Genomic DNA, 21,322 nt, shown 5'->3' on the forward strand with positions numbered 1-21,322 from the left:
ATATTGTTGAGGACATGAAGTTATGTATGCAAAAACCATATTTTTTATTGTTGTGCTCGGTGGAAGTGCGTATTTAGCGGGTAAGGCACTTTTGCCTGAATCTCTTTTAGATGCTGTATCCCCCTCGGCGCTGTTTTCTCCGAGCGACAAAAATGATGCAATTACATCAAAAAAGAGTGATGAGATAAACGATTTGCACATATCTGTATCTACCTTGCAAGTTGAAAATACTCAATTGAAAGATTCTCTACAGTTGCTCAAACAAGAATTATCTTCTTTAAAAAAGGAAAGCAATTATCAAGCGAGACGCGCTACAGATGTAAAGCCAGCAAAAGATGTAGAACCAGCAAAGTCAAACGCCGTAAAATCCTATGATAAAAATTTGAAACTTGGCATTGCCGACACATTAGCTAACGCCACCTCTGTGCAAAGTGAAGCAATAGAGGAAACGAGCAGCAATGCACTTACCCATGGGAGTGAAGCGCTTGGGGAAAACAATGTCCGCACAAAACGCTTGCAGCAATTGGCTGAGTTGCGAGACCTATCTACAAAACGCCAACTTGCCGCCATTTCTGCGTTGGCAAAGTAAAGGGCTGTATGGGTCATCTAGCAATGAGTGCGGAAACAATATGCCAGTCCAAAATAATGCACTCAAAAGCGCATACAAATACTCGTTGGTGGCTTGCTTCTGCATTTGTATTATTGGTGATTGTTGCGCTCGATCATTTCATTTCTAAGTATTTAATTGAAAACGTAACGGATATTGCGCCGGCTGAACAAATGTCTTCGCATACACCGCGTCAAAAAGATATAAATACGGGAGTAACTAAGGTGGACTTGGTGAGCATTAGACTGCCACCGCTACCAAATACGTCAGATCAAACTGTTGCTGAGATAGTGGAAGAGGTCACTGCGGCGAATGCCAAAATAGGTTCCCTTGCGTCAGTTAAAAGTTTGACCGTAAAAGCACAAAAAGCGAAGACCAGTATGCATGCCACTATGGCGAATGCAAACGGCAGATACATGTCTGAGATGGTGTCGCTTAAAGGGGGGAGCTTTCAGATAGACATGCCGCCATCAAAAAAACATCGTACGCGAATTGGCAAATTTTTGTATCAATGTGTGGGGATTCAGCTTGGCATAATTGAAACAAGAAATGAGCAAAAAGGGCTGATTTACCTGAGTAAGGAGGTAAAAAATCCTAGTGCAATTCTTAGACAAGTTAATGGTGAGGCTTTTACGAATGAGCGAGGTTTAATTAGTCTTTATGGAAGTGGGGAGCAACTTGTTAGAGTTTACCCCAATTGGATTGATCAACGATTATCTAATAATATTGGTCTGAACCTGAATGGCAAAGCATTGACCCAATTTTCCGCACAATACATGCTACAAAATAATTTGCTTCAGTTAATAAATATAAAAGTAAATAATACGGCTCTGCAACAGGTATGGACCTTAGCAAGCGGCTTTGATACAGGATGTCAATAGATAGCCTCTAGCGCATATAGTAGCTATAACGGCGGTTTGTATGTCATCGACATAACTTTAATACTTGCACTTAAGGACGTAAGGCTTAAGCAAATGAAAACGACCACAGAAAGCGTTTTATTGTAAGAGTAATAGTAACTAGCGATGACCACACCAACTAAGCAGCAAGTGGAACAAATCATATGAACAAAGTACGAGTGAATCTTGCGTTGTGTAGTGTCGGCAGTGGTAGATTTTTTCAACATTTCATTATCTTTAAACTTTGGATCTATTCTATTTATCGTGATTCTTTGTGCTTTCTGAACACGCCTCGTAAACTTTTATTATTATTGGTTCTCATTGCTCCCTTTGATATTGACGCGACGACTGACAATATGAACGATGAACAATCGAATCTTTTTGCATCTGATATCGACACGTACGTGTTGTCATTTACCGGGTTTTCAATCGTTGATGTTAAAGTAGTAGAAGCGTACTTTGTTCAACATAGTGGATATGTCAGGCACGAATTTGAGGTTTTAGCGATGTTTGATGCGCTAATGCGTTTGAACATTCAAAGTGAAGCCGATGAAATCATATTTATACTCCAAAAGATATTCGCCACAACTGACCTTCAGGTACACATTCTAAATAATGCAAACACTATTAGTATCACGATGATTGAAAGTCGGGGACAAAGTCGGCGAAAAGTGCCGAAAGGCGTTTGGTAAATGCTGAAAACAGTGTTTTACCTTAAATGAATTGAGATGCCAAATACAATATCCCAACAAGGATAGGCTGATGGAGCAAATAAATACTTAAGCTATGTTGCCCCGGCCACGCTATCAATGTAAGTGGCTTGTGTAATTTAGGGTGTTCTTTTAACCTTTCGAAAGGATCATTTTTTAACCAATCAGTGCTGCCTAACCCGATACCAAGTAATACCATGCCAAACCAAGGGAAAAACGCTACATAGTCGTTGGTGTAACTGGGGAGGTTGTCAAAAAATAAGTAGAAAGGCCAACGTGAAGGTAAAAGCTCTAGCATGCCAACCCCCATGACAATAAAACCAAGAAGCACACTCAATTTGGGGAAACGCACAAACGCGATGCCTAATATACAAGAAAGCGCTAAAAAATGAAGTACGCCAAAAAAAATCCAGTTTTTAGGTACCGCGTAGTAGCTACCAATTGAGATTGCAGCGGCACTCAGCGCAATTTGCCCCGTCCTAATTGAGAACTTTCGCCAATTTATTGCCACAGAATATGCGAGTGAAAGCGAAACCCCAAGGCACAAAAAAAACAATGTCACTATTGCCCAGCGGAATTCTTGCCATCCGCGACCATCAGGTACGTCCCAATCGACATAACTAAACATCTTTAGGTCGTAACAAAAGTGGAAAATCACCATTAGCACTATCGCAATTGTGCGGGCGATATCCAGAGCAATAATTCTCATGTGTGCTAGGAGGCCTTAAATTGGAATTACTAGTAGTAATTTTTAAAATTACTTCACATCAATAAAGCATATCAGAAGGATGCCAAAAGTATCAAATCGATTGAATTTCATGCAATTACACATAGTTTTCACCTGTTAACGCTAATAATGGGCGTGTTTCGGTCGATAGCATAAAAGAATCACATACCAAGGTTGGTGCAGGAGCCGTTATTTCCTGACGTTTGCGGACGCAAATTGCAATGTGATTGATGTATTGAATACTCACTCTATTTAATCAAACCAACACTTGGGGACACTATATGATTAAGAAAATGCTCTCGCTAGTACTGTTAGGTTGCGCAATAGCAACCAGTACGGCATTGGCCGAAATAAAAGTTAACGGCTTTGCATCGTTTACTGCAGGTATGACGCTCGACGAACCAGATGCTGTGGCTGCGGCAGAGCGCTTAAACAACATTTATGACTACGGCTATACTGACGAACTGACTGTAGACAACGAATCTTTATTTGGCATACAAGTAACAGCGGACTTAATGGACGGTCTAAGTGTAACCGCTCAGGCCTTGTCACAAGGTGTCAATGACTACGATACTGAATTATTTGCGACCTATCTTACTTATGAAGTAAATGAAAATTGGCGAATAAATGCCGGCAGAATGCCATGGGCGCTCTTCCAGTTTACCGACTATTTGAACGTCGGATATGCCTATCCTTGGATTTCAGGACCGCGTGGTATGTATGGCTTCGTGCCAGACATTACTATTGATGGTGTTGTGGCGATATACAATACCTATGTAGGTGACTGGGATCTTACTTTTCAACCCTACACAGATTTAAACTCCATTTTTGGGCTCAAATCAACGGCAACATATGATTGGATTACCTTAAACGCTGTATTTGTCGGTGAAAGTAGTAACGTATTTCCTGTGCCGCTGTTTGATGCAGCATCAGAAAGTCTAAGGGAAGCTGGGTTTGAACAACAAGCTGAAGACGTGCGCGCCAGAAACGATAGAGGGCGTTTTTTCTCATTGGGGTATAACATTGATTACAATGATTGGATTGCCATTGGTGAATATGCACAGATCAATTTTGTTGATGCGTCTTTTTACTCTGATATGAAAAACTATTTCTTTACCTTTGGGCGTAGGGTGAATGACTTAACGTTTCATGTGACATATGACGTTCAAAATGAAGATCCGCAACTTGATTTCAAAGAAGGTTTACCTCCCGGCCAGTTAGTTAACGTTGGCGGTAATATGTTACCTATATCAGTGCTAGAAGGTATTTTTAGAGGCGGTTCTCAAGAATACCGAAATATCACGTTAGGTGTTCGTTATGATTTTCATCCCTCTGCGGCGTTAAAAGTCGATTTTGTTCGGAACAAAACTGACGACGGCGATGAGGTTATCGGTATAAAAGAAGCCGAGCAAGACTTCCTTCGATTCTCTGTACAACTAGTATACTAAGGAGACCTAAGATGAAAAAATTAATGAGTATATTTTTATTATTGGCGGCTTCTTGTGTTGCGGCCGCAGATGTCGCAGTAGTTGTGAGTGCGGATAATGCAAGTGCGGTCTCTACTGATGATTTGAAGCGTATTTTTTTGGGTAAACAAAAAAAGTATTCAGGTGGCGATAGTATTGAGCTAATTTTGCAAAATGCGTCAAATACGCTGGATGGAGAGTTTAACGAAAAAGTGTTGAGTAGAAGCCCAAAGCAAATGAAAGCTTACTGGTCAAAACTTATTTTTACCGGAAAAGGCTCTGAACCAAAACGTGTCGCTGGTGATGCTGATGTGGTTGCAGCAATAGCAGCTAGTCCAAATGCAATTGGTTATGTTGAACCCGCTTCCGTAAATGATTCAGTTAAAGTTGTTGCGACATTTTAAACAATATAATCGACTGAAAAATTTGCAGTAAAATTAGGGGCAAGGTCAATTAACCTTGCCCTCATTTCATTTCTAAATAATGTATTTCCGAATTATTCTATAAAATCATCCGCCAAAATCAGGTGTGGTAAATCGCCAGCCATATCGCCATCTACTGCAATTGATGTATAAATTTCTTTGGGTTATTTCTTATGTTAAATATTTAGTTAAAAATAGTTAATAATTATAAGGTTTGGTTATTTTAGTCGCTTGTAATAGAATACAAATCATGCACTTACCTTCTGTTTCTACCGATCCCAAACACACTGATTTTTGGTTCCTTCCTTTGGGGGGAACGGGGGAAATTGGTATGAACTTAAACCTTTATGGTCACGCTGGCAGTTGGCTCATGGTAGATTGTGGGGCCACGTTCAATGTTCCTTTGCGTCCTGAATTTGACAAGCGGTTTGACATACATCGTGAAGCGTTTGTTATTCCTGATCCTGCGTTTATTGTTGATAAAGTAGATCAATTAGCCGGTATTGTTATTACGCACGCACATGAAGACCATATCGGTGCATTATTGCATGTTTGGTCAAAGCTACAGTGTCCAATTTATACGACCGCGTTTACCGCCGAGGTGATCCGCCGCAAATTTTACTCTGCGGAAATATTTGTTGAACTGCCAATAGTTGAGGTAAACAGTGGCGATGATCTTGATATAGGGCCTTTTAACGTGCGTTGGTTGTCGATAACGCATTCTATTCCGGAGCCACAAGCTTTGTTGATTTCTACACCACTTGGTGATGTATTTCATACAGCGGACTGGAAGATTGATAAAGCCCCTGTAGTAGGGAATAAATTTAAACCGTCGAGATTTAAAGCGCTTGCCCACAAAAATATCATTGCAATGGTGTGTGATTCTACCAATGCCTTACGTAAAGGCTATTCTATATCTGAAAAAGAGTGTGAAAAAGGCTTAGGAGCGCTTATTAGTAAAGCCACCGGGAGAGTTGTTGTCAGCTGTTTCGCAAGTAACTTGGCGAGAGTGATTACCTTAGCACGCATAGCACAACAAACGGGTCGTTATGTTGCGCTGGCAGGCCGTTCACTCGAAAATATGGTGAGTATTGCGCGGTTGACTGGGCATTGGCCGGATGAATTGAGTTTTACGCCATTGAGGCATATTGGTTATTTACCTCCTCACGAAGTTATGATTGTCGCGACGGGCAGTCAAGGGGAGCCAAATGCAGCGCTCAGTAAAATGGCGACTGGCGTTTTCAGAGCTTGTCTATTGGAGAAAGGGGATAGCGTCATTTTTAGTAGTATCGTTATTCCAGGCAATGAGGCATTTATCGAAAAAGTTTTACAACAACTCCGAGACATCGGTGTCAATGTCACACAAAGTGAAAATTCAACGCATATTATTCATGCCTCAGGTCATCCAAATGAATTAGATTTGCAGGATATGTATTCATGGGTTAAACCTAATTGTGCAGTACCTACGCACGGAGAGTCCGCACACATGTTGGCAAATGCTAACATTGCGCGCGAAGCTGGCGTGTTGAAGCAAGTAGTGGGGACCAATGGTGATGTATTTGATCTAGTGAATGCTGCGCTTTTTCCGTCATTTACAGATGTTGCAAGGTTGGCAATTAAATAGTCAAAAGTAACGGCCTATTTGGTCAAACTTGCTTGTTATTGCGTACATAGTTAAATTGTGTAAATGGTATGTAAAACGTTGCTTGCTGAATACCGCTAATGTGGTGTTTGTTCGTGACCGCCATATCGCACTTAACGTTAAACATTAAAACTAAAAATATAAAAACTTATTAAAACGACAGGTGGTTTATGCCATTAGACAGTATGAATGAGGCGAGTCAAGTCGCTTCACCTTTGAGCCAGCTTTACAAATGGGAAGCTGAGTGCCCTGAGCGTTGTTATATGAAGCAACCAACGACCAGAGGGTTAGTCGAATATTCCTGGGGAGAAACCGCACTACTTGCGCGTAAAGTCGCTGCAAAATTGCTGTCTTTAAATTATCCCAAAGGTAGCAGAATAGCGATTTTAGCAAAAAATTCTGCTGAATGGATGATTGTTGATTTAGCGATAATGATGGCTGGGCATATTTCCGTTCCAATTTTCGCTACCGCAGGAAAAAGTACTTTGTCCTTTATACTTAAACATGCAGAGTGCCCACTAATTTTTATTGGCAAGCTTGACAGTTATGATGCAATAAATGCGATCGTCGCTGATTTTGAGGCAGATGCGCTGAGCGAAAATTCAAAGATTAGTAAGCCATTGGAAACGGTTGCTTTTCCTTACGAAGGTATCAATGCAAATTTGCATTGGGAGCAGTTCATCGATATTGAACCGCTGATGGAAAACCCGATACGTGATGCCAATGAAATCATGACAATCATTTATACCTCAGGGAGCACCGGGCAACCTAAGGGTGTCGTACATACGTTTTATTCGATCTGTTGGGCGGCGCAAGCGTCTTTGTATTCACTTGGTGTGAATGATGGCGATAGATTGATGAGCTATTTACCGCTAGCGCACATTACAGAAAGAACCCTCGTAGAATTGTCCAGTTTTTATGCTTGTACGACATTACATTTTGTGGAGTCGTTAGACACGTTTACGCGTGATGTAAAAAGTTGTCAGCCAACATTGTTTATTTCTGTGCCGAGGTTATGGACTAAGTTTCAGATGGGGGTGTTAGTAAAACTGTCTCAGAAAAAGCTCAAGTTTTTATTGTCGCTGCCATTCGTTGGTAAAAAAGTAGCTGAAAAAATTCGCAATGAACTAGGTATTAGTAATGCGCGTTTATGGGCATCGGGCTCGGCTCCACTCGCCCCTGCGCTCATTGAATGGTTTAGTCAATTAGGGATAAACATATCTGAAGGTTGGGGGATGACTGAGAATTCGGCGTTTGGAACCGCAAATGTGCCCTTTAGACAGGACAAAATTGGTTCTATAGGTAAAGCCTATGACGGTGTGGACATTCGTATCGCAGAAGACGGTGAAATTCAGGTAAAGTCTGACTGCAACATGATTGGATATTATAAAGATCAAGAGAAAACCAGCGGCGTGTTTACGAACGACGGTTACCTACGAACCGGCGATAAAGGCGAGATCGATAGCGACGGCTATATACGTATTACAGGGCGCTTAAAGGATATTTTTAAAACGGAGAAAGGTAAATACGTTACGCCAGCGCCGATTGAAGCAATGATTATGGAAAACCCGATTGTTGAACAAGTATGCGTTACTGGCACTAATCTCCCACAGCCAATTGCCTTACTAGTGTTATCTGAAGAAGCTAGGGCTGACGATAAAGATGACATTAGTGAATCATTGCTAAACACGCTAGAGAGTGTAAATGCCTCTCTGGAGAGTCATCAACGTCTTGATAGGATCATTGTTTTTGTACAAGAATGGTCAATAGATAATGACTTGTTAACGCCTACTTTAAAGGTCAAAAGACACGTTATTGAAGAGCGATTCAAAGACATAATCACAGATAAGTATAGTCAAAAAGTCGTTTGGAAAGCATAGTGTTATCTATCCAGTGTTGTTAGACGGTGTAGTGATTGATGTGCAAGTCATCGATTTGGTGCATTAGTGTGATGTTATGCACTCAAATAAGACAAATATAATAAGTGAATATATTTGATATAATGTAAGTCATTGAATTTAAATAATAAAAAATTTTGGCAATACTTTTGCTTTGGTAAAAGTGTTGTGTGTGCTTTAGTGAGTTTTATAGATGGAATCTTGACTAACTAAAGTTTGCTGCACAGGCCGGTGTGTCCCCGGCCTGTGCGCACTTTCCTGAATACCACCTGTTATACCTATTGCTTTTCTACTTGCACTTTTTCGTAGACAACATGATAAGTCTTCTTTGCGGCTTACTGCGCTATCACGTAAATTCGTCAGTATTGCAAAAATAGTATTCTTTTGTGTTTTTCCTATGCCCGTTTTCTTATATGCTAAGGCACCTATTTATGGCTCGCTCGCATGATCAAAATTAACCAATCCATCAAGTTAACACGGACACCTAGGAATTAAGCTTGTTCTATTTTTATCCTTCTAATCGCTTACATGACCTAGCCGAAATGTTAAGTGCAGTTATCAATAGCCGTCAAACTGCACCATTGGTGACAACACAGATATTAGTGCAGCACACCGGTATGCAGCATTGGTTGAGTTTAAAATTGGCTGAGCTCAATAATATTGCAATGAATCTTGAATTTCCTTTACCAACACGCTTTGTTTGGACGTGCTGTCGACAAGTGTTAGGTGATGGGATGATCCCCGAACAATCACCTTATAAGCGTGAAATTATGGTTTGGCGCATCTTAAAACTGCTTAAGTCATCTGACCGTAATGCTCTGCCAAGTGAGCTTCGAAATTTCATATTGGATGCTGACCAAAACGTTGTGACTGATGAGATCTTATTTTCTTTTGCCCGACAATTAGCCGATGTTTTTGAGCAATATATCGTGTTCAGGCCTCAATGGGTCAGCGCATGGGACGAACATTCTTCAATCATCGAACCGGCAAGTGATGACATTGCTAAAATGGCGCAATGGCAGTCATGGATTTGGTCGCAATTAAAGGCAGAAGCGCCTTATCATCCGGTGAATCTTCAGGCAAAAGCTCAAACATTAATACGTCAAGAATCCTTTAACAGCGGCAACAAAAATTTACCTTCTGATGTGTATGTGTTTGCAATAAATACGCTGCCGTTGCAGTACTTTGATTTTTTTACGTCGTTGTCTAAAGTCACAAACATACATTTTTTCATGCTAAACCCATGTGAAAATTATTGGGGTGACGCGATGACAAATACGCAAATTGCAAAACAACTGCGCAAGCACGCCCAATTTGATGTGATTACGAGTAACGAATTAAATCCGCTACTAAGAAACATGGGGCAGCAAGGAAAGGAGTTGTTAAACCAAGTGCTTGAACAAGATTATTTGGAAATTGCATCCTTTCGTTCACATGCAAGTACTGCGCAGCGGAACAAGTTATCCATATTGCAAGATGACATTCGCCATGGCACTGTTTTTGATAATCAGCAAGACCTCATTCAAGCGCATCCGAATACGCTCGATGGCTCTATCCAGATACATGGATGCTACAGTCAGGTGCGAGAGTTACAAGTACTTAAGGATTTCTTGGTTGATGCTTTTGCAAAAAACAAAGACTTACAGTTACAAGATGTGTTGATAATGTGTCCTGCAATAGAGGATTATGCACCATATATTCAGGCGGTATTCGAGTCAAATGGACGTGAGACAGCAAGTTTACCCGTCAGTATTTCTGATCGTCGACCACTTGAAAGTGAAACCGCGGTTGAAAGTTTTATGCAAATTGTCAGTATGAACCAGACGCGGTTTTCTTTGGAAACGGTATTGGCACCCTTAGTCGATACGTCATTGGCGGCTAGCTTCTCTTTATCCGACAATGATATTCAAAAAGTACAATTGTGGCTAGAAAAGGCGGCTATTGTGTGGGGAATAGACGCTGACGATAAATCCAAGCAACTGGAGGCTGTCGGCCTTAATCCTCGGCATACATGGGTAAATGGTTTGTCTCGGTTAATTTTTGGTGCGTTGAACCAACAAAACATCATGTGGGCTGATGATGTTGCTTGTGTTGAGGGGACAGACGGTTTAAATCAGGTGGTGTTAGGGCGCTTTATCGCTTATTTGGATTGGCTCATAAACGTGAATGCTGAGTTTAATACAGCGACAGGGTTAACCGAGTGGACTGACCGTTTACTTAGGGTGTTAACACGATTTAATTCAACGGCTTACGCATCTAAACAGATAAGGCAAAACAAGGTAGATAAAAGCTTTGGCGTTCGGATTGTTGAACAGGCTATTGCGGATTTGCGTCAAAACTTAGCTGCTGCAAACTGCAGCTTAAAAACGACTTGTCTGGCGGTTGTCACTGCCTTAAAACAACTGTTATCTATTCCTGAAACAAAAGCAAAATTTATGGCTGGAAAAATCACCTTTTGTTCCATGATGCCAATGCGCAGCGTGCCGTTTAAAATAATCGGTGTCCTGGGGTTAAACCAAGATAAATATCCACGTAAGTCGGTCATGTCAGAGCTAGATTTAATGTCTGTAACTTCACGAAAAACAGGCGATCGCTCCCGTGCAAATGATGACAGATATCTGTTTTTAGAAGCAATATTATCTGCTGAATCGACGCTTTATTTAAGTTATTTGCACCGAAGTGTCAAAGACAATGCTGAGCGAATGCCTAGCTTAGTCTTGAAAGAACTAATAGATTACTGCCAACAACGTTTTGGTGAAGAACAATTGCAAATACAGGCGCACGGTTTACACCCTTTCTCTGCAGACGAATTTGTGTCTGATAATTCAATTAAGCATTTTATAAGTGCTGATGCTGCTTGGTTTAATAAAGCAATTCATCTTGAAAATCACGCTAGGCGGGCAAGAACGTCTGCACTTATAGGAAATACCGACAACGGCGATACTCTTGTAAAAGAAGGTTTTCATCTTAAACCCTTAAAAAGTTCGATACATTTGAATGAAGTTGTTCGATTTTATCAACACCCTATTCGATATTTTGCGAATAAACGTTTACAAGTATATTTCTCTGCTGTGGAAAATGACGTATTCGAACAAACATTTGACTATTCTAAAAAACACCGGCGTTACGTGCGAAACTTGCTTGTTGATCAGCTTTCATTAGATATGAACAAAATGGAAGAAGGCGCTAACATAAGAGACGATGACAATAGTAATATGGCGCGTTTACACACGTATTTTATGGAAAGCGGTGATTTACCTGATATTACATTTTTGCAAGACCTCATTGATGAAGAGACTATCTTAATGCAGCTTCTGGTTGAGCAGCAAAAAACAGTCGTTGGGCAAATATCTGGTGAAGTAAAAGTACAGAGTATTAGTATTCAGTATTCGTTGGCAGTTGACAGCAACAATGTGCCCCTGTTTTTTAGTAAAGAAGCGGAGCTTTCTGATTATGAACGTTTGGCAATTTGGCTTCATTTACTTTGCTTTGCATCTTCTGGGCATGGTTTACATGCAAAAGCATATTATGCGCGTATGTATCGTGGTAAACCTAAATTAGAAGAAATGGAGATGTCAGTTCAGTCTCAAGAAGACGCTAATGCGCTGCTTGATAAATTTGTTCAACACTTTGTAGATGGTTGCCATAAAGCCCTCCCAATACAATTGTCATTCGCAAAAGAACTAAAAAAAATGGAAAGTGCAGAACAAGCCTTCAACAACGAAAACATTCACACTAGTTGGCGAAAAAGGTCGCAAGTGAAAAGCCGTGCAAACCCAATGGGCATGCAAGACGACGCATACGTACAGTATTTATTTGATGAAATACCTGAATTGTCCGTCAATTTATTGCAAGTATATTTTGATACTTATCTAAGTATGTTTAGGTAGGTATCGCTTGATGACACTCGATAGCAATACCGACAATAAAAATAACGGTAGCACTGATCTGACGCCCGTCGCTCAGCCCTTAGAACCTGCATATATTCCATTATATGGTCGTCATTTAATAGAGGCGAGCGCGGGGACGGGTAAAACCTTTAATATCACTCGACTATATATCCGCTTACTTTTGGAAAGAGAGTTAAGTGTTCAGCAAATATTAATAATGACATTCACCGAGGCGGCAACTGAAGAAATTCGGGGGCGAGTGGCTGAGTATATTGATGAGGTTATTGCTCAGTGGGATGCGCCGTCTGACCCCATTGTAGCGAGTATCCAAACGCGAATAGATACTGCACGCGGTGCACAATTATTACAGGTAGCGCGTTTAGAAATTGATGACGCAAGTATTTTTACCATTCACGGCTTTTGTCAGCGCCTGTTATCTCAATATGCATCGAGCTTTAGATATAACACGGATGCAGTTATTCAAGTCAATACAGATAGATTTTATTTACAAGCAATTACCGATGCTTTGCTTGTTTGGCGTAAGGACAGTGATTTTTTTGCGCAATTAGAACAAGCCTCATTGCATACACCAGATACCTTTTACAAAACGTTCTATGCCGTATTTAACAAAAATACGCGCTTATGTGTCGTTGACCTTTTTGATACCGCAAAAGAGCTAATGCATCGGGTAGAACATCAGTGGGGTTCGTCTCAAGCGCAACGCGAGGAGTTGGCTACATTTTTCCATCAACATCGGCAATTTTTTTATGCAGGCTTGGCCGATAAACCGGAAAACATGCAAAAAATAGACGCCGAAATAGACGAAATAATCCATTGGTTAAATGACAATACTCCTCGCGCAGATAGTGATTATTTAAATGACCCCAACGATTTTACTGAGCTAGTAAGTGTTGCGTTGAAGAGTGAAAAAGAAGCGTCTCTGAACAAGCTTTTTATCAACAGCAAATACGCCTTGCTTACGGCGTCCAGAAAGAAAAAGTATGCCCCAGAATTTGCAAACAAACTCTCAACAGCGTGCCTGAGCGTAGATGAAATATTTTTGGCGACATACCGCATAAATGGCAAAAAAATTACCAGTGGTTTAGCCAAGGTAGAACTATACAAAGTCCTCGCGCCATTTTTGACGTCAATTAAAGATAAAGTATCAACGACACTGGATAAACAAGGACTCATCAGCTTTGATCAAATGATTTATAAAGTAGCGGATGCCTTGGCTTTAAAGACCCAAGAGTCGACAAGTTTAATTGACAAAATTAAGCATAAATACCCAGTGGCCTTAGTGGATGAATTCCAAGATACTGATAGTAGTCAGTATGCAATATTAAAGGCGCTATATAGTGGTGAATACAGCAATGAATATAGCGGTGAATGTAGTAATACGGACTACAGCGACAAAGCTAAGGATGAACGCTCAGCCTTGTATATGATTGGGGACCCAAAACAAGCTATTTATGGCTTTCGTGGGGGTGATGTGTTTACCTATTTAGCGGCAAAGTATGATGCTGACTATTTATGGTCAATGGGCACAAATTGGCGATCAACAAGTGCGATGGTTGACGCATACAACGCCTTGTTTTTCGCAAAAGATTCGAAAAGTAAATTCATGTTTGATATCGATTATTTGCCAGTACTTGCGTCTGATAAAGCAAAGGCTGCAACGGTTCATTTATTTGATACTCAACGCAAGTGTATTCAAGATTCGGCGATACATTTTGGCATTGCAAACGCGAAAGAGATCGCAAGTTCTAAAGAGCAAGAGTTTCCGCAGTACTTGTCGATAGTGCATTGGATGGTCGATGAAATCATTGATTTATTAAACGACTATGTGTTTAAAGATAATAATGTATCTTGTGATCTGGCAGAAAATGGTGAAAACAATAAGCAAATATCAACAATAGAGGTACAGCCAAAAGACATCGCTATTTTGGTTCGTACAGGTCACGAAGCTACCATCATTCGGCGTGAGCTAGCGCGGGCAGGCTTAAAAAGTGTATATCTGAGTGAGCGAACATCGCTGTTTCAGTCCTTGCAAGCTAAGCAGATGTATTACGTACTTGATGCGATAAATACGCTGAATGACATTTCGAAAACTCGCTCAGCCTTGGCGACAGGTATTTTATTACCAGCGTTTCAGAATATTGACATTAATGCGCTCATCGAAGATGAAGAGCATGTGCTCTGGCAAGAAGTATTTAAACAGATTGCAGAATACAAGCGCATTTGGCAGTGGCAAGGTGTATTTGCTCTTCTGAATCAAGTGATTAGAGAAAACATTACGCCTTTGCACGATGCCGAACGAGCGCTCACGAACTTTACTCACCTTGCTGAAGAAATCGGCAGTATTGCGGTTATTCAACAAACGCCTAAAGCACAATTGTTTTGGCTTCAATCGCAAATTCAAGACAGTAGTAACGCCACCAGTGAAATTCGATTAGAAAGTGATCAAGCCTTAATAAAAATAATCACTCAGCATAAGTCAAAAGGTTTGGAATATCCTATCGTATTTGTACCCTTTGCTAACGCTAGTGCGCCATCAATCAATTTAGATGCCATTGTTTATCATGATGAACATCACACGTTAAAAACGCAGTTAGGGTATTCGCATGAGGCCTATCTGCAATCGATAAATGAAGACCGTGCTGAGCGCATGCGACTTTTATATGTGGCAGTCACTCGTGCAGTGTATCGATGTTATCTTGGTATGTTGTGCGCGAAGGGAAGTGAAGATAGTGCCTTGCATAGGGCCTTAAATCTGAGAGAAAAGCTGAGCAATATTGATAATATTAGCGCTTATCAACAAGCGATAGTAAGCGGCATTCGCAATGAATTGGCTGATGCGGGTGAGTCAATACATGTCGGTCTTATTGCATCCGAAGGCGGGCGCCGATTTGAGCCTCAGAGTGATTCGCCTACCTTGTCTTACAATAAAGTGAATATTGATATAGATGATTCGTGGCGTATTACATCTTTTAGTGGCTTGTTAAGAGAGTATGAGATGCAAACCGCCGTTTTGTTGGCAGATACAATACAAGCTAGACTGCCTATGCCTGTCGCTAATATCTTTGAGCGAGACAACGATGCTTTTTCTGTGACACCCGAACCTGAACTAGACAGTCAAAGCGACACACTACGCTTTACTTTAACACCTGGTGCAGAGGCTGGAAATATGCTACATGATTTATTGGAGCTAAGCGATTTCTCGAAGGCTGATTTTAACGATACTTGGCGTAAACTGGAGCATAAGTATGCGTGGTTCGACAACACACAATTTGCATCGCTCGTTGCTTGGTTAAAGGAATGTTTGCAAGCCAGACTATTAGCTGATGGTTTGTGTCTGCAAGATTTGCCTTTGCAAAATACATTACGTGAAACCAATTTCTATTTTCCAATGAATAAAGTCGTCATGTCTGCGCTATACAACGCTGTGAACAAGCACCGGCGGGTTTTATTTGACAGGATTACTTTTGGGAAAAAAAGGTCTACAGAGCTACAAATGCCTGATGAAAAGATAGCTCCCATTCACTTGCTGCCCTGTGCTAGTGACTTGTGGTCGGAGAAAGTACATGTTGGCATGATGCAAGGGTTTATCGATTTAATATTTGAGCATAATGGTAAATATTATGTGGTGGATTATAAATCGAGTTACTTAGGTAAACACATCGATGACTATGCTGTTGAATCATTGTTTACGCATATACAAGCACATCAATATGACGTGCAATACCACATCTATGCGTTAGCCTTACATAGGATGTTGGCACAAAAAATTCCAGACTACGAGTATGAAAAATATTTTGGTGGTGTTTTATATTTGTATTTAAGAGGTATGTCTAGCGAATGTCCAAATAATGTGTCAAACGGGGTTTTTCAAGTCGGTGCAGATGAAATAGATATTCAAGCGCTTACGTCTATATTTGAAGAGGCGCGCCATGAATAATACGATCCATGATTTGCTTTCGGCCGTTGGCAGTCCTTATGCCAATGCGCAAGACTGTGTTGATAAATGTTACGGCGTTGAGTTTAGTGATGTTTATGCAGCGACATTATTGCTCAATAAGTTAGTGAACTTCATTGATGAAGATTCATCAAATGATGCTGAGTTGTTATGTGAGCTATTTCACATATTCTTGGCCTTGATTTATCAGCAAGGCCTTGGCAATAGTTGTTTATATATTGACGATATAGCGGGTAAAACACTTTGGTTAGCGCCAGATGCAAGCAATCAAAACGATGCGTTTACATTCACTCACTTGGCGCAAATACAAACCTATCTGGAGAACGTATCAACAGGGCTGGATAAGCTTGAAGCTATAGAGTTAGCATGGCCCAGACTCTACACTCGACGTTTTTATCACTATGAAAAGGTATTGTGTGATGCCGTATTTTCTCGTGTTGGTCATTCTAGCCTAGGTAAAAATATGTCTGCCGATGCAGATGTGAACGCAAGTGCAAATGACACAGGGGCATTTGAGCAAACACTTAAAGCACAATGGCCGTTGGTATTTGGCAACGAGACAGATATATTGAGTTCTCAAGCCCTTGCCGTATTAAATACGCTCACCTCAACGTTTTCAATTATAACTGGCGCGGCGGGTACGGGAAAAACATACTCTGTGGCACGTTTGCTCTATCTTGCATTTTCTTGTTTGTCGGTGCCACCCTCAAACATGTTATTACTTGCGCCAACTGGTAAAGCGGCGAATCGTTTACAAGAATCAATAAGTGCTGAGCTAATGCGCGTAAAACCAGTTAACGACATGCCGTTGTTTTATCAAGACTTGTTGCAGCTTCAACCACTTACTTTACACCGTGTATTAAAAATCAATCCGAATAACGGCCAAGCTAAGTACAATTTGCACAACAAACTCACGGCAAAGTTGGTGGTTATTGATGAAGCATCCATGGTTGATTTGTCCTTGATGTGTAAACTTATTCTAGCCTTACCCGCGGACTGTCGTATTGTACTCATTGGCGACCCAAATCAGTTACCGTCAGTAGAGGCAGGGTGTATTTTAGCCGATATTGTGAGATATGCTGGCACGACCTTGAGTAAGCGTAAACTGAGCACTTGTTACAGTTTGTTGGGTATGCAATTACCAAATGATGTCAATGACCGTGTTTTTCACACTGAACCGCTAACTTCCGAGCTTGCTAGCAAGAATATATGTGTTGGTCTGACGCAAGGCATGCGAAGTGTTGATGGCATTAACAAGGTTGCTAGCGCAGTGCTTTCGGGTAACGTAGATAAACTGATTGCCATGAGCGAGAATGCAAGTACGTATGCGCGCCCGCCCTGGTCTTTTGTCGAACTGGATGATAGCAATGACGGAAAACATATCCATTTAACGGGTTTCGTTGAAAAATATGTGCAAAATACGCTGGCACCGCATTTTCGGCATGTTGCCGAGCAGCCTAGCTTGCTTGAGGCGTGGAATGCTTTACGTAACTTTGTTTGCCTCAGTGCTTTTCGTGTTGGTGCTTTTGGCACTGAAAAGTTAAATCAACACGTTACTAAACAATTAAATTTTTCTGTCCCTAGCCAATCAGGTTTTCTAAAAGGCCAAGCGATCATGATAGAAAAGAATGATTATGCCTTACAATTGTTTAATGGCGATCTCGGTATTGTATGGCCTGATGAAAAAGGGCAGTTTTGGGCGTGGTTTCCCAATGGCGTAAGTAGCGACGCAACATGTCATCCACTAATGTTTCGGCAGTTTTCTTTGTATACACTGCCTCAAAATAGTGCTGCATATGCGCTAACCATACATAAAACGCAAGGTTCAGAATACGAAATGGTCGATATTTTGTTGCCTGAAATGCAAGAAAAACTTGTTACTCGACAGTTATTGTACACAGCAATTACACGCGCAAAGTCTAATGTAAGCCTTTATAGTTCGAACCGCATTTTAGGCCAAACCTTGCAAAATGATATTAAGCGTTCAAGTGGTTTAGATGCAATGTTCGCGATGAGAGAAGAGAGTATGGGTGAAAGCTAGCAAGTGAAAAACTTACAGGTGACTATATTGCTTCTTCAACGGCTTCGTCTATGTGCAAGCGAAGCGTCAGAATTTTTTTGTCTTTACCCATGTTAGAGAAAATATTTATCAATAAGGCTGGATGCTCAAGCGTTAGCGTATTCCCTGTGGTTGAAAAAAACTGACCCGCGTCTAGGTAGTGACCATGTTCAGTAATACATGCAAACTTATGTACGTCAATGTAATCAACCCAGCCAAGTTCGGTGCCAGCTGCAAGTATGCTACCGGCGTGATCAAATAACGCATCATTAATTGTAACTTCGCTGCCGAATATGGGTTTTTCAGCGATGGCGACGCCAGTTTTATCATCGACTAACAAGGTGATGACGGTTTCAAATTTACTAGAATAGGCAATCACATTATCGAATATTCTTGATTGTTGCATGCTGATTCCTGAGTATTCGCGCATGGCGTGTTTCGCAATTAGATCAATAGCTACTGACAATCAGGCATCGCAAACGATCTAGTGTTGCCATGAGTGATTATACAATTTAAGCTAGTTTACATCCCTTAAAAATTAAACTACTGATTTGGATCAACATCAATTGATGTTGGTTACTATAACCCTGTGCTAGGAGAAGATCGTTGAAGTCACAATACTTATTACAAAAATCAAACGCTGATACGCAAAAACGATTAAGCTCCTTATGCTTAGCATTGTTGCTAATGATTGCAGTGAGCTTGAGCCATATAAATTCCAGTAAAGCTGAGCTGTTAGAAGGTTTTATTGATATTCGCTATGACAAATCTGAAGATAAAGTGTATCTCAGACTTAATAAACAGATGTTGGAGCAAGCCTTCATTTTTCAAAGTAGTCTGCCCCACGGCGTCGGGTCAAATGACATCGGTTTAGACCGAGGGCAGTTGGGGAGGACGCGATTGACGGAATTTGTGCGTTTTGGCAATAAAATTATGCTCAATCAGTTAAATACGACCTACCGTTCTTCATCCCAAAATGCTGCTGAAAAAGCGAGTATTGATGAAGCCTTTGCTGATTCAATCATTGCGGGTTTTAAAATTGACTCTGAAACAGAAGACTATATTGAGTTTGATTACACCTCGTTTTTACTCAGTGATATTCACAATATGGCGGATAGACTAAAATTTCGAAAGCAAGGTAGCTATAAACTTGACGCTAAACGCAGCGGAGTGTACTTAGCGAAAACAAAAGCGTTCCCTCTAAATACAGAGTTAGAAGCGGTGATCACTTTTTCAGGGGAACCAAAAGGCCAGTTCATTCGGCAAGTGACACCCGATGCCCAGAGTGTCACCGTGCACATGCATCATTCGTTTGTAAAATTGCCAGAAAATGATTTTAAGCCGCGCGCGTTTCATCCTTACTCAGGATTTAACAAGCACAGTTTTTATGATTACTCAGTACCTATTGATGCTGACATGGAGCAAAAGTATATTCGTCGACATCATTTGGAAAAGAAGCATCCAGACACGTCCACGAGTGAAGCTGTAGAGCCCATTGTTTACTATTTAGACCCTGGTATTCCTGAGCCAGTATACAGCGCGTTGCGTGATGGTGCTCTATGGTGGAATCAGGCGTTTGAAGCCGCAGGCTATAAAAATGCTTTTCAGGTAAAACGCTTACCTGACGGCGCAGATCCAATGGACGTGAGGTACAACATTATCCAATGGGTTCATCGCGCAACACGTGGTTGGTCGTATGGTTTCTCGGTCGTTGACCCTCGAACGGGAGAAATATTGAAAGGTCATGTTACCTTGGGCTCGCTGCGGGTTCGACAGGATTACCTTATAGCCTTGGGAATGACCAGTCCATTTGCAGATAAAGACGCTGATACTAGTGCGCAGCTTCAAATGGCGCTGAATCGCATTAAACAGCTGTCTGCGCATGAAGTTGGGCATACTTTGGGTATTGCCCATAACTTTTCAGCAAGTGAAAACGATAGGGCATCTGTTATGGATTACCCTCATCCCTACATCCAGTTGACTAAAGAGGGTATTGATTTATCAAACGCGTATGACGACAAAATCGGCGCGTGGGATAAGCATGTTATCAAATATGGTTATCAAACATATGCCGACGCTAACACTGAGTCTGACGCACTATCTTCACTTGTTACACTTGCCCAAAAACAATTTTTGTTTAAGTCAGATCCCGATGCTCGCTCGTCTGACAGACCATCATCAGACGGCCATTTATGGGATAATGGTGCGGATCCTATTGCTGAATTTAAGCGCGTGTTAGCCGTACGAGATTATGCACTGAATAATTTTGGCTCAGAAAGTTTACCGTTTGGCGCACCGTGGTCTGATCTAGAAGAGCGTTTGGTGCCCATTTATTATTCTCACCGTTATCAACTTGATGCCTTAGTTAAACAAATTGGCGGCGTAAATTATCAATATAGTATTAAAGAAGCGAATGACAATACGCCAAAGGCCACTATTGTAGACGGTAAAATTCAACATGAGGCCTTGGCCTTGATGATAAAAAGCGCGAGTGATAAGTTTTTAACATTGCCTCCCAAATTAGCGTCTTTAATCCCGCCGAAAACTTATGGGTCACAACGTAACAGAGAAAGCATTACATCTCGTATGGGGCGAAATTTTGACCCCTTAGCAATGGCAGAGTCTGCAAGTTTTAGCGCACTAAAAAAGCTGCTGACAGCCGAGCGTTTAAACCGCTTAGATTATCAATATAGTCTTGATTCGTCTGTTCCATCTGTTCAGTTTTTGCTCAGAGAGGTCTTCGACAATATAGTTGTTAACGCAACAGCGTCGGGCTTAGCTGCGCGTATTGGCTTACTTGGCTTGCAAGCAAATTTTGATTTGTTAAATGATAAAACGTTAGCGCCGGAGGTGGCGCTAACGATTAAAGCCGAATTGTTACGCTTTGGCGAATCACTAGAAAAACAGCGAAAAAACGCGAAAGCAAAAGTGATACTGAAACACTTGAATACATATTGGCAGCGTGGTGATTTCCCTATGAATATAGACGTAACGCCCATGCCGCCAGGGTCGCCAATTTAGCAAAA

At 41.1% G+C, this 21,322-nt stretch carries 13 protein-coding genes; 11 read left to right on the forward strand and 2 right to left on the reverse strand.

What is annotated here, in order from left to right; genetic code table 11:
- The first annotated feature begins 22 nt into the window (after positions 1 to 22).
- From QQK00_RS03365 to QQK00_RS03375, 3 genes are all read left to right on the forward strand, one after another.
- Entirely contained in the window at positions 23 to 589 is a 567-nt protein-coding gene (locus QQK00_RS03365; RefSeq protein WP_284216061.1) for a bZIP transcription factor, read from the forward strand.
- Between the two features lie 23 nt (positions 590 to 612).
- Positions 613 to 1,488, forward strand: coding sequence for a hypothetical protein (locus tag QQK00_RS03370; RefSeq protein ID WP_284216062.1), 876 nt, complete (start codon positions 613 to 615; stop codon positions 1,486 to 1,488).
- Between the two features lie 182 nt (positions 1,489 to 1,670).
- On the forward strand, positions 1,671 to 2,198 hold the full coding sequence (locus QQK00_RS03375; RefSeq protein WP_284216063.1) for a hypothetical protein: 528 nt from the start codon (positions 1,671 to 1,673) through the stop codon (positions 2,196 to 2,198).
- A gap of 22 nt (positions 2,199 to 2,220) precedes the next feature.
- Here QQK00_RS03375 and QQK00_RS03380 read toward each other — a convergent pair whose 3' ends face one another.
- Positions 2,221 to 2,925: a heparan-alpha-glucosaminide N-acetyltransferase gene (locus tag QQK00_RS03380; RefSeq protein WP_284216064.1), complete on the reverse strand. Its 705-nt coding sequence runs from the start codon at positions 2,923 to 2,925 to the stop codon at positions 2,221 to 2,223.
- 299 nt (positions 2,926 to 3,224) lie between these two features.
- Between QQK00_RS03380 and QQK00_RS03385 the strand changes: the two genes are divergently transcribed.
- The 7 genes from QQK00_RS03385 (at position 3,225) to recD (ending at position 18,278) form a co-directional block, all read left to right on the forward strand.
- A complete protein-coding gene (locus QQK00_RS03385; RefSeq protein WP_284216065.1) occupies positions 3,225 to 4,391 on the forward strand; it encodes a hypothetical protein in 1,167 nt (388 codons plus the stop codon).
- An 11-nt stretch (positions 4,392 to 4,402) separates the two neighbouring features.
- Positions 4,403 to 4,813 carry a type 2 periplasmic-binding domain-containing protein gene (locus QQK00_RS03390; protein ID WP_284216066.1) on the forward strand — a complete coding sequence of 137 codons (411 nt, stop codon included), beginning with the start codon at positions 4,403 to 4,405 and terminating at the stop codon, positions 4,811 to 4,813.
- Between the two features lie 349 nt (positions 4,814 to 5,162).
- Positions 5,163 to 6,455, forward strand: a complete 1,293-nt coding sequence (locus QQK00_RS03395) for a ribonuclease J (protein WP_284216067.1) — start codon at positions 5,163 to 5,165, stop codon at positions 6,453 to 6,455.
- A gap of 188 nt (positions 6,456 to 6,643) precedes the next feature.
- The gene (locus QQK00_RS03400) at positions 6,644 to 8,353 is read left to right on the forward strand and encodes an AMP-binding protein (protein WP_284216068.1); all 1,710 of its coding nucleotides are present in this window, start codon (positions 6,644 to 6,646) and stop codon (positions 8,351 to 8,353) included.
- Between the two features lie 515 nt (positions 8,354 to 8,868).
- Positions 8,869 to 12,261 carry an exodeoxyribonuclease V subunit gamma gene (gene recC, locus QQK00_RS03405; protein WP_284216069.1) on the forward strand — a complete coding sequence of 1,131 codons (3,393 nt, stop codon included), beginning with the start codon at positions 8,869 to 8,871 and terminating at the stop codon, positions 12,259 to 12,261.
- Between the two features lie 10 nt (positions 12,262 to 12,271).
- The gene (gene recB, locus QQK00_RS03410) at positions 12,272 to 16,219 is read left to right on the forward strand and encodes an exodeoxyribonuclease V subunit beta (protein ID WP_284216070.1); all 3,948 of its coding nucleotides are present in this window, start codon (positions 12,272 to 12,274) and stop codon (positions 16,217 to 16,219) included.
- Complete coding sequence (recD, locus tag QQK00_RS03415) at positions 16,212 to 18,278, forward strand: exodeoxyribonuclease V subunit alpha (protein ID WP_284216071.1); 2,067 nt, start codon at positions 16,212 to 16,214, stop codon at positions 18,276 to 18,278. The genes recB and recD overlap by 8 nt, the downstream gene beginning before the upstream one ends.
- A 22-nt stretch (positions 18,279 to 18,300) precedes the next feature.
- Here recD and QQK00_RS03420 read toward each other — a convergent pair whose 3' ends face one another.
- Positions 18,301 to 18,702 (reverse strand): hypothetical protein, encoded by a 402-nt coding sequence (locus tag QQK00_RS03420; protein ID WP_284216072.1) that lies wholly within the window; start codon positions 18,700 to 18,702, stop codon positions 18,301 to 18,303.
- A gap of 200 nt (positions 18,703 to 18,902) precedes the next feature.
- Here QQK00_RS03420 and QQK00_RS03425 point away from each other — a divergent pair, with 200 nt between their 5' ends.
- A complete protein-coding gene (locus tag QQK00_RS03425) occupies positions 18,903 to 21,317 on the forward strand; it encodes a zinc-dependent metalloprotease (RefSeq protein ID WP_284216074.1) in 2,415 nt (804 codons plus the stop codon).
- The last annotated feature ends 5 nt before the right edge of the window (positions 21,318 to 21,322 follow it).

It is taken from the genome of Agaribacter marinus, from assembly GCF_030160655.1.
Classification (GTDB): Bacteria; Pseudomonadota; Gammaproteobacteria; order Enterobacterales; family Alteromonadaceae; genus Glaciecola; species Glaciecola marina.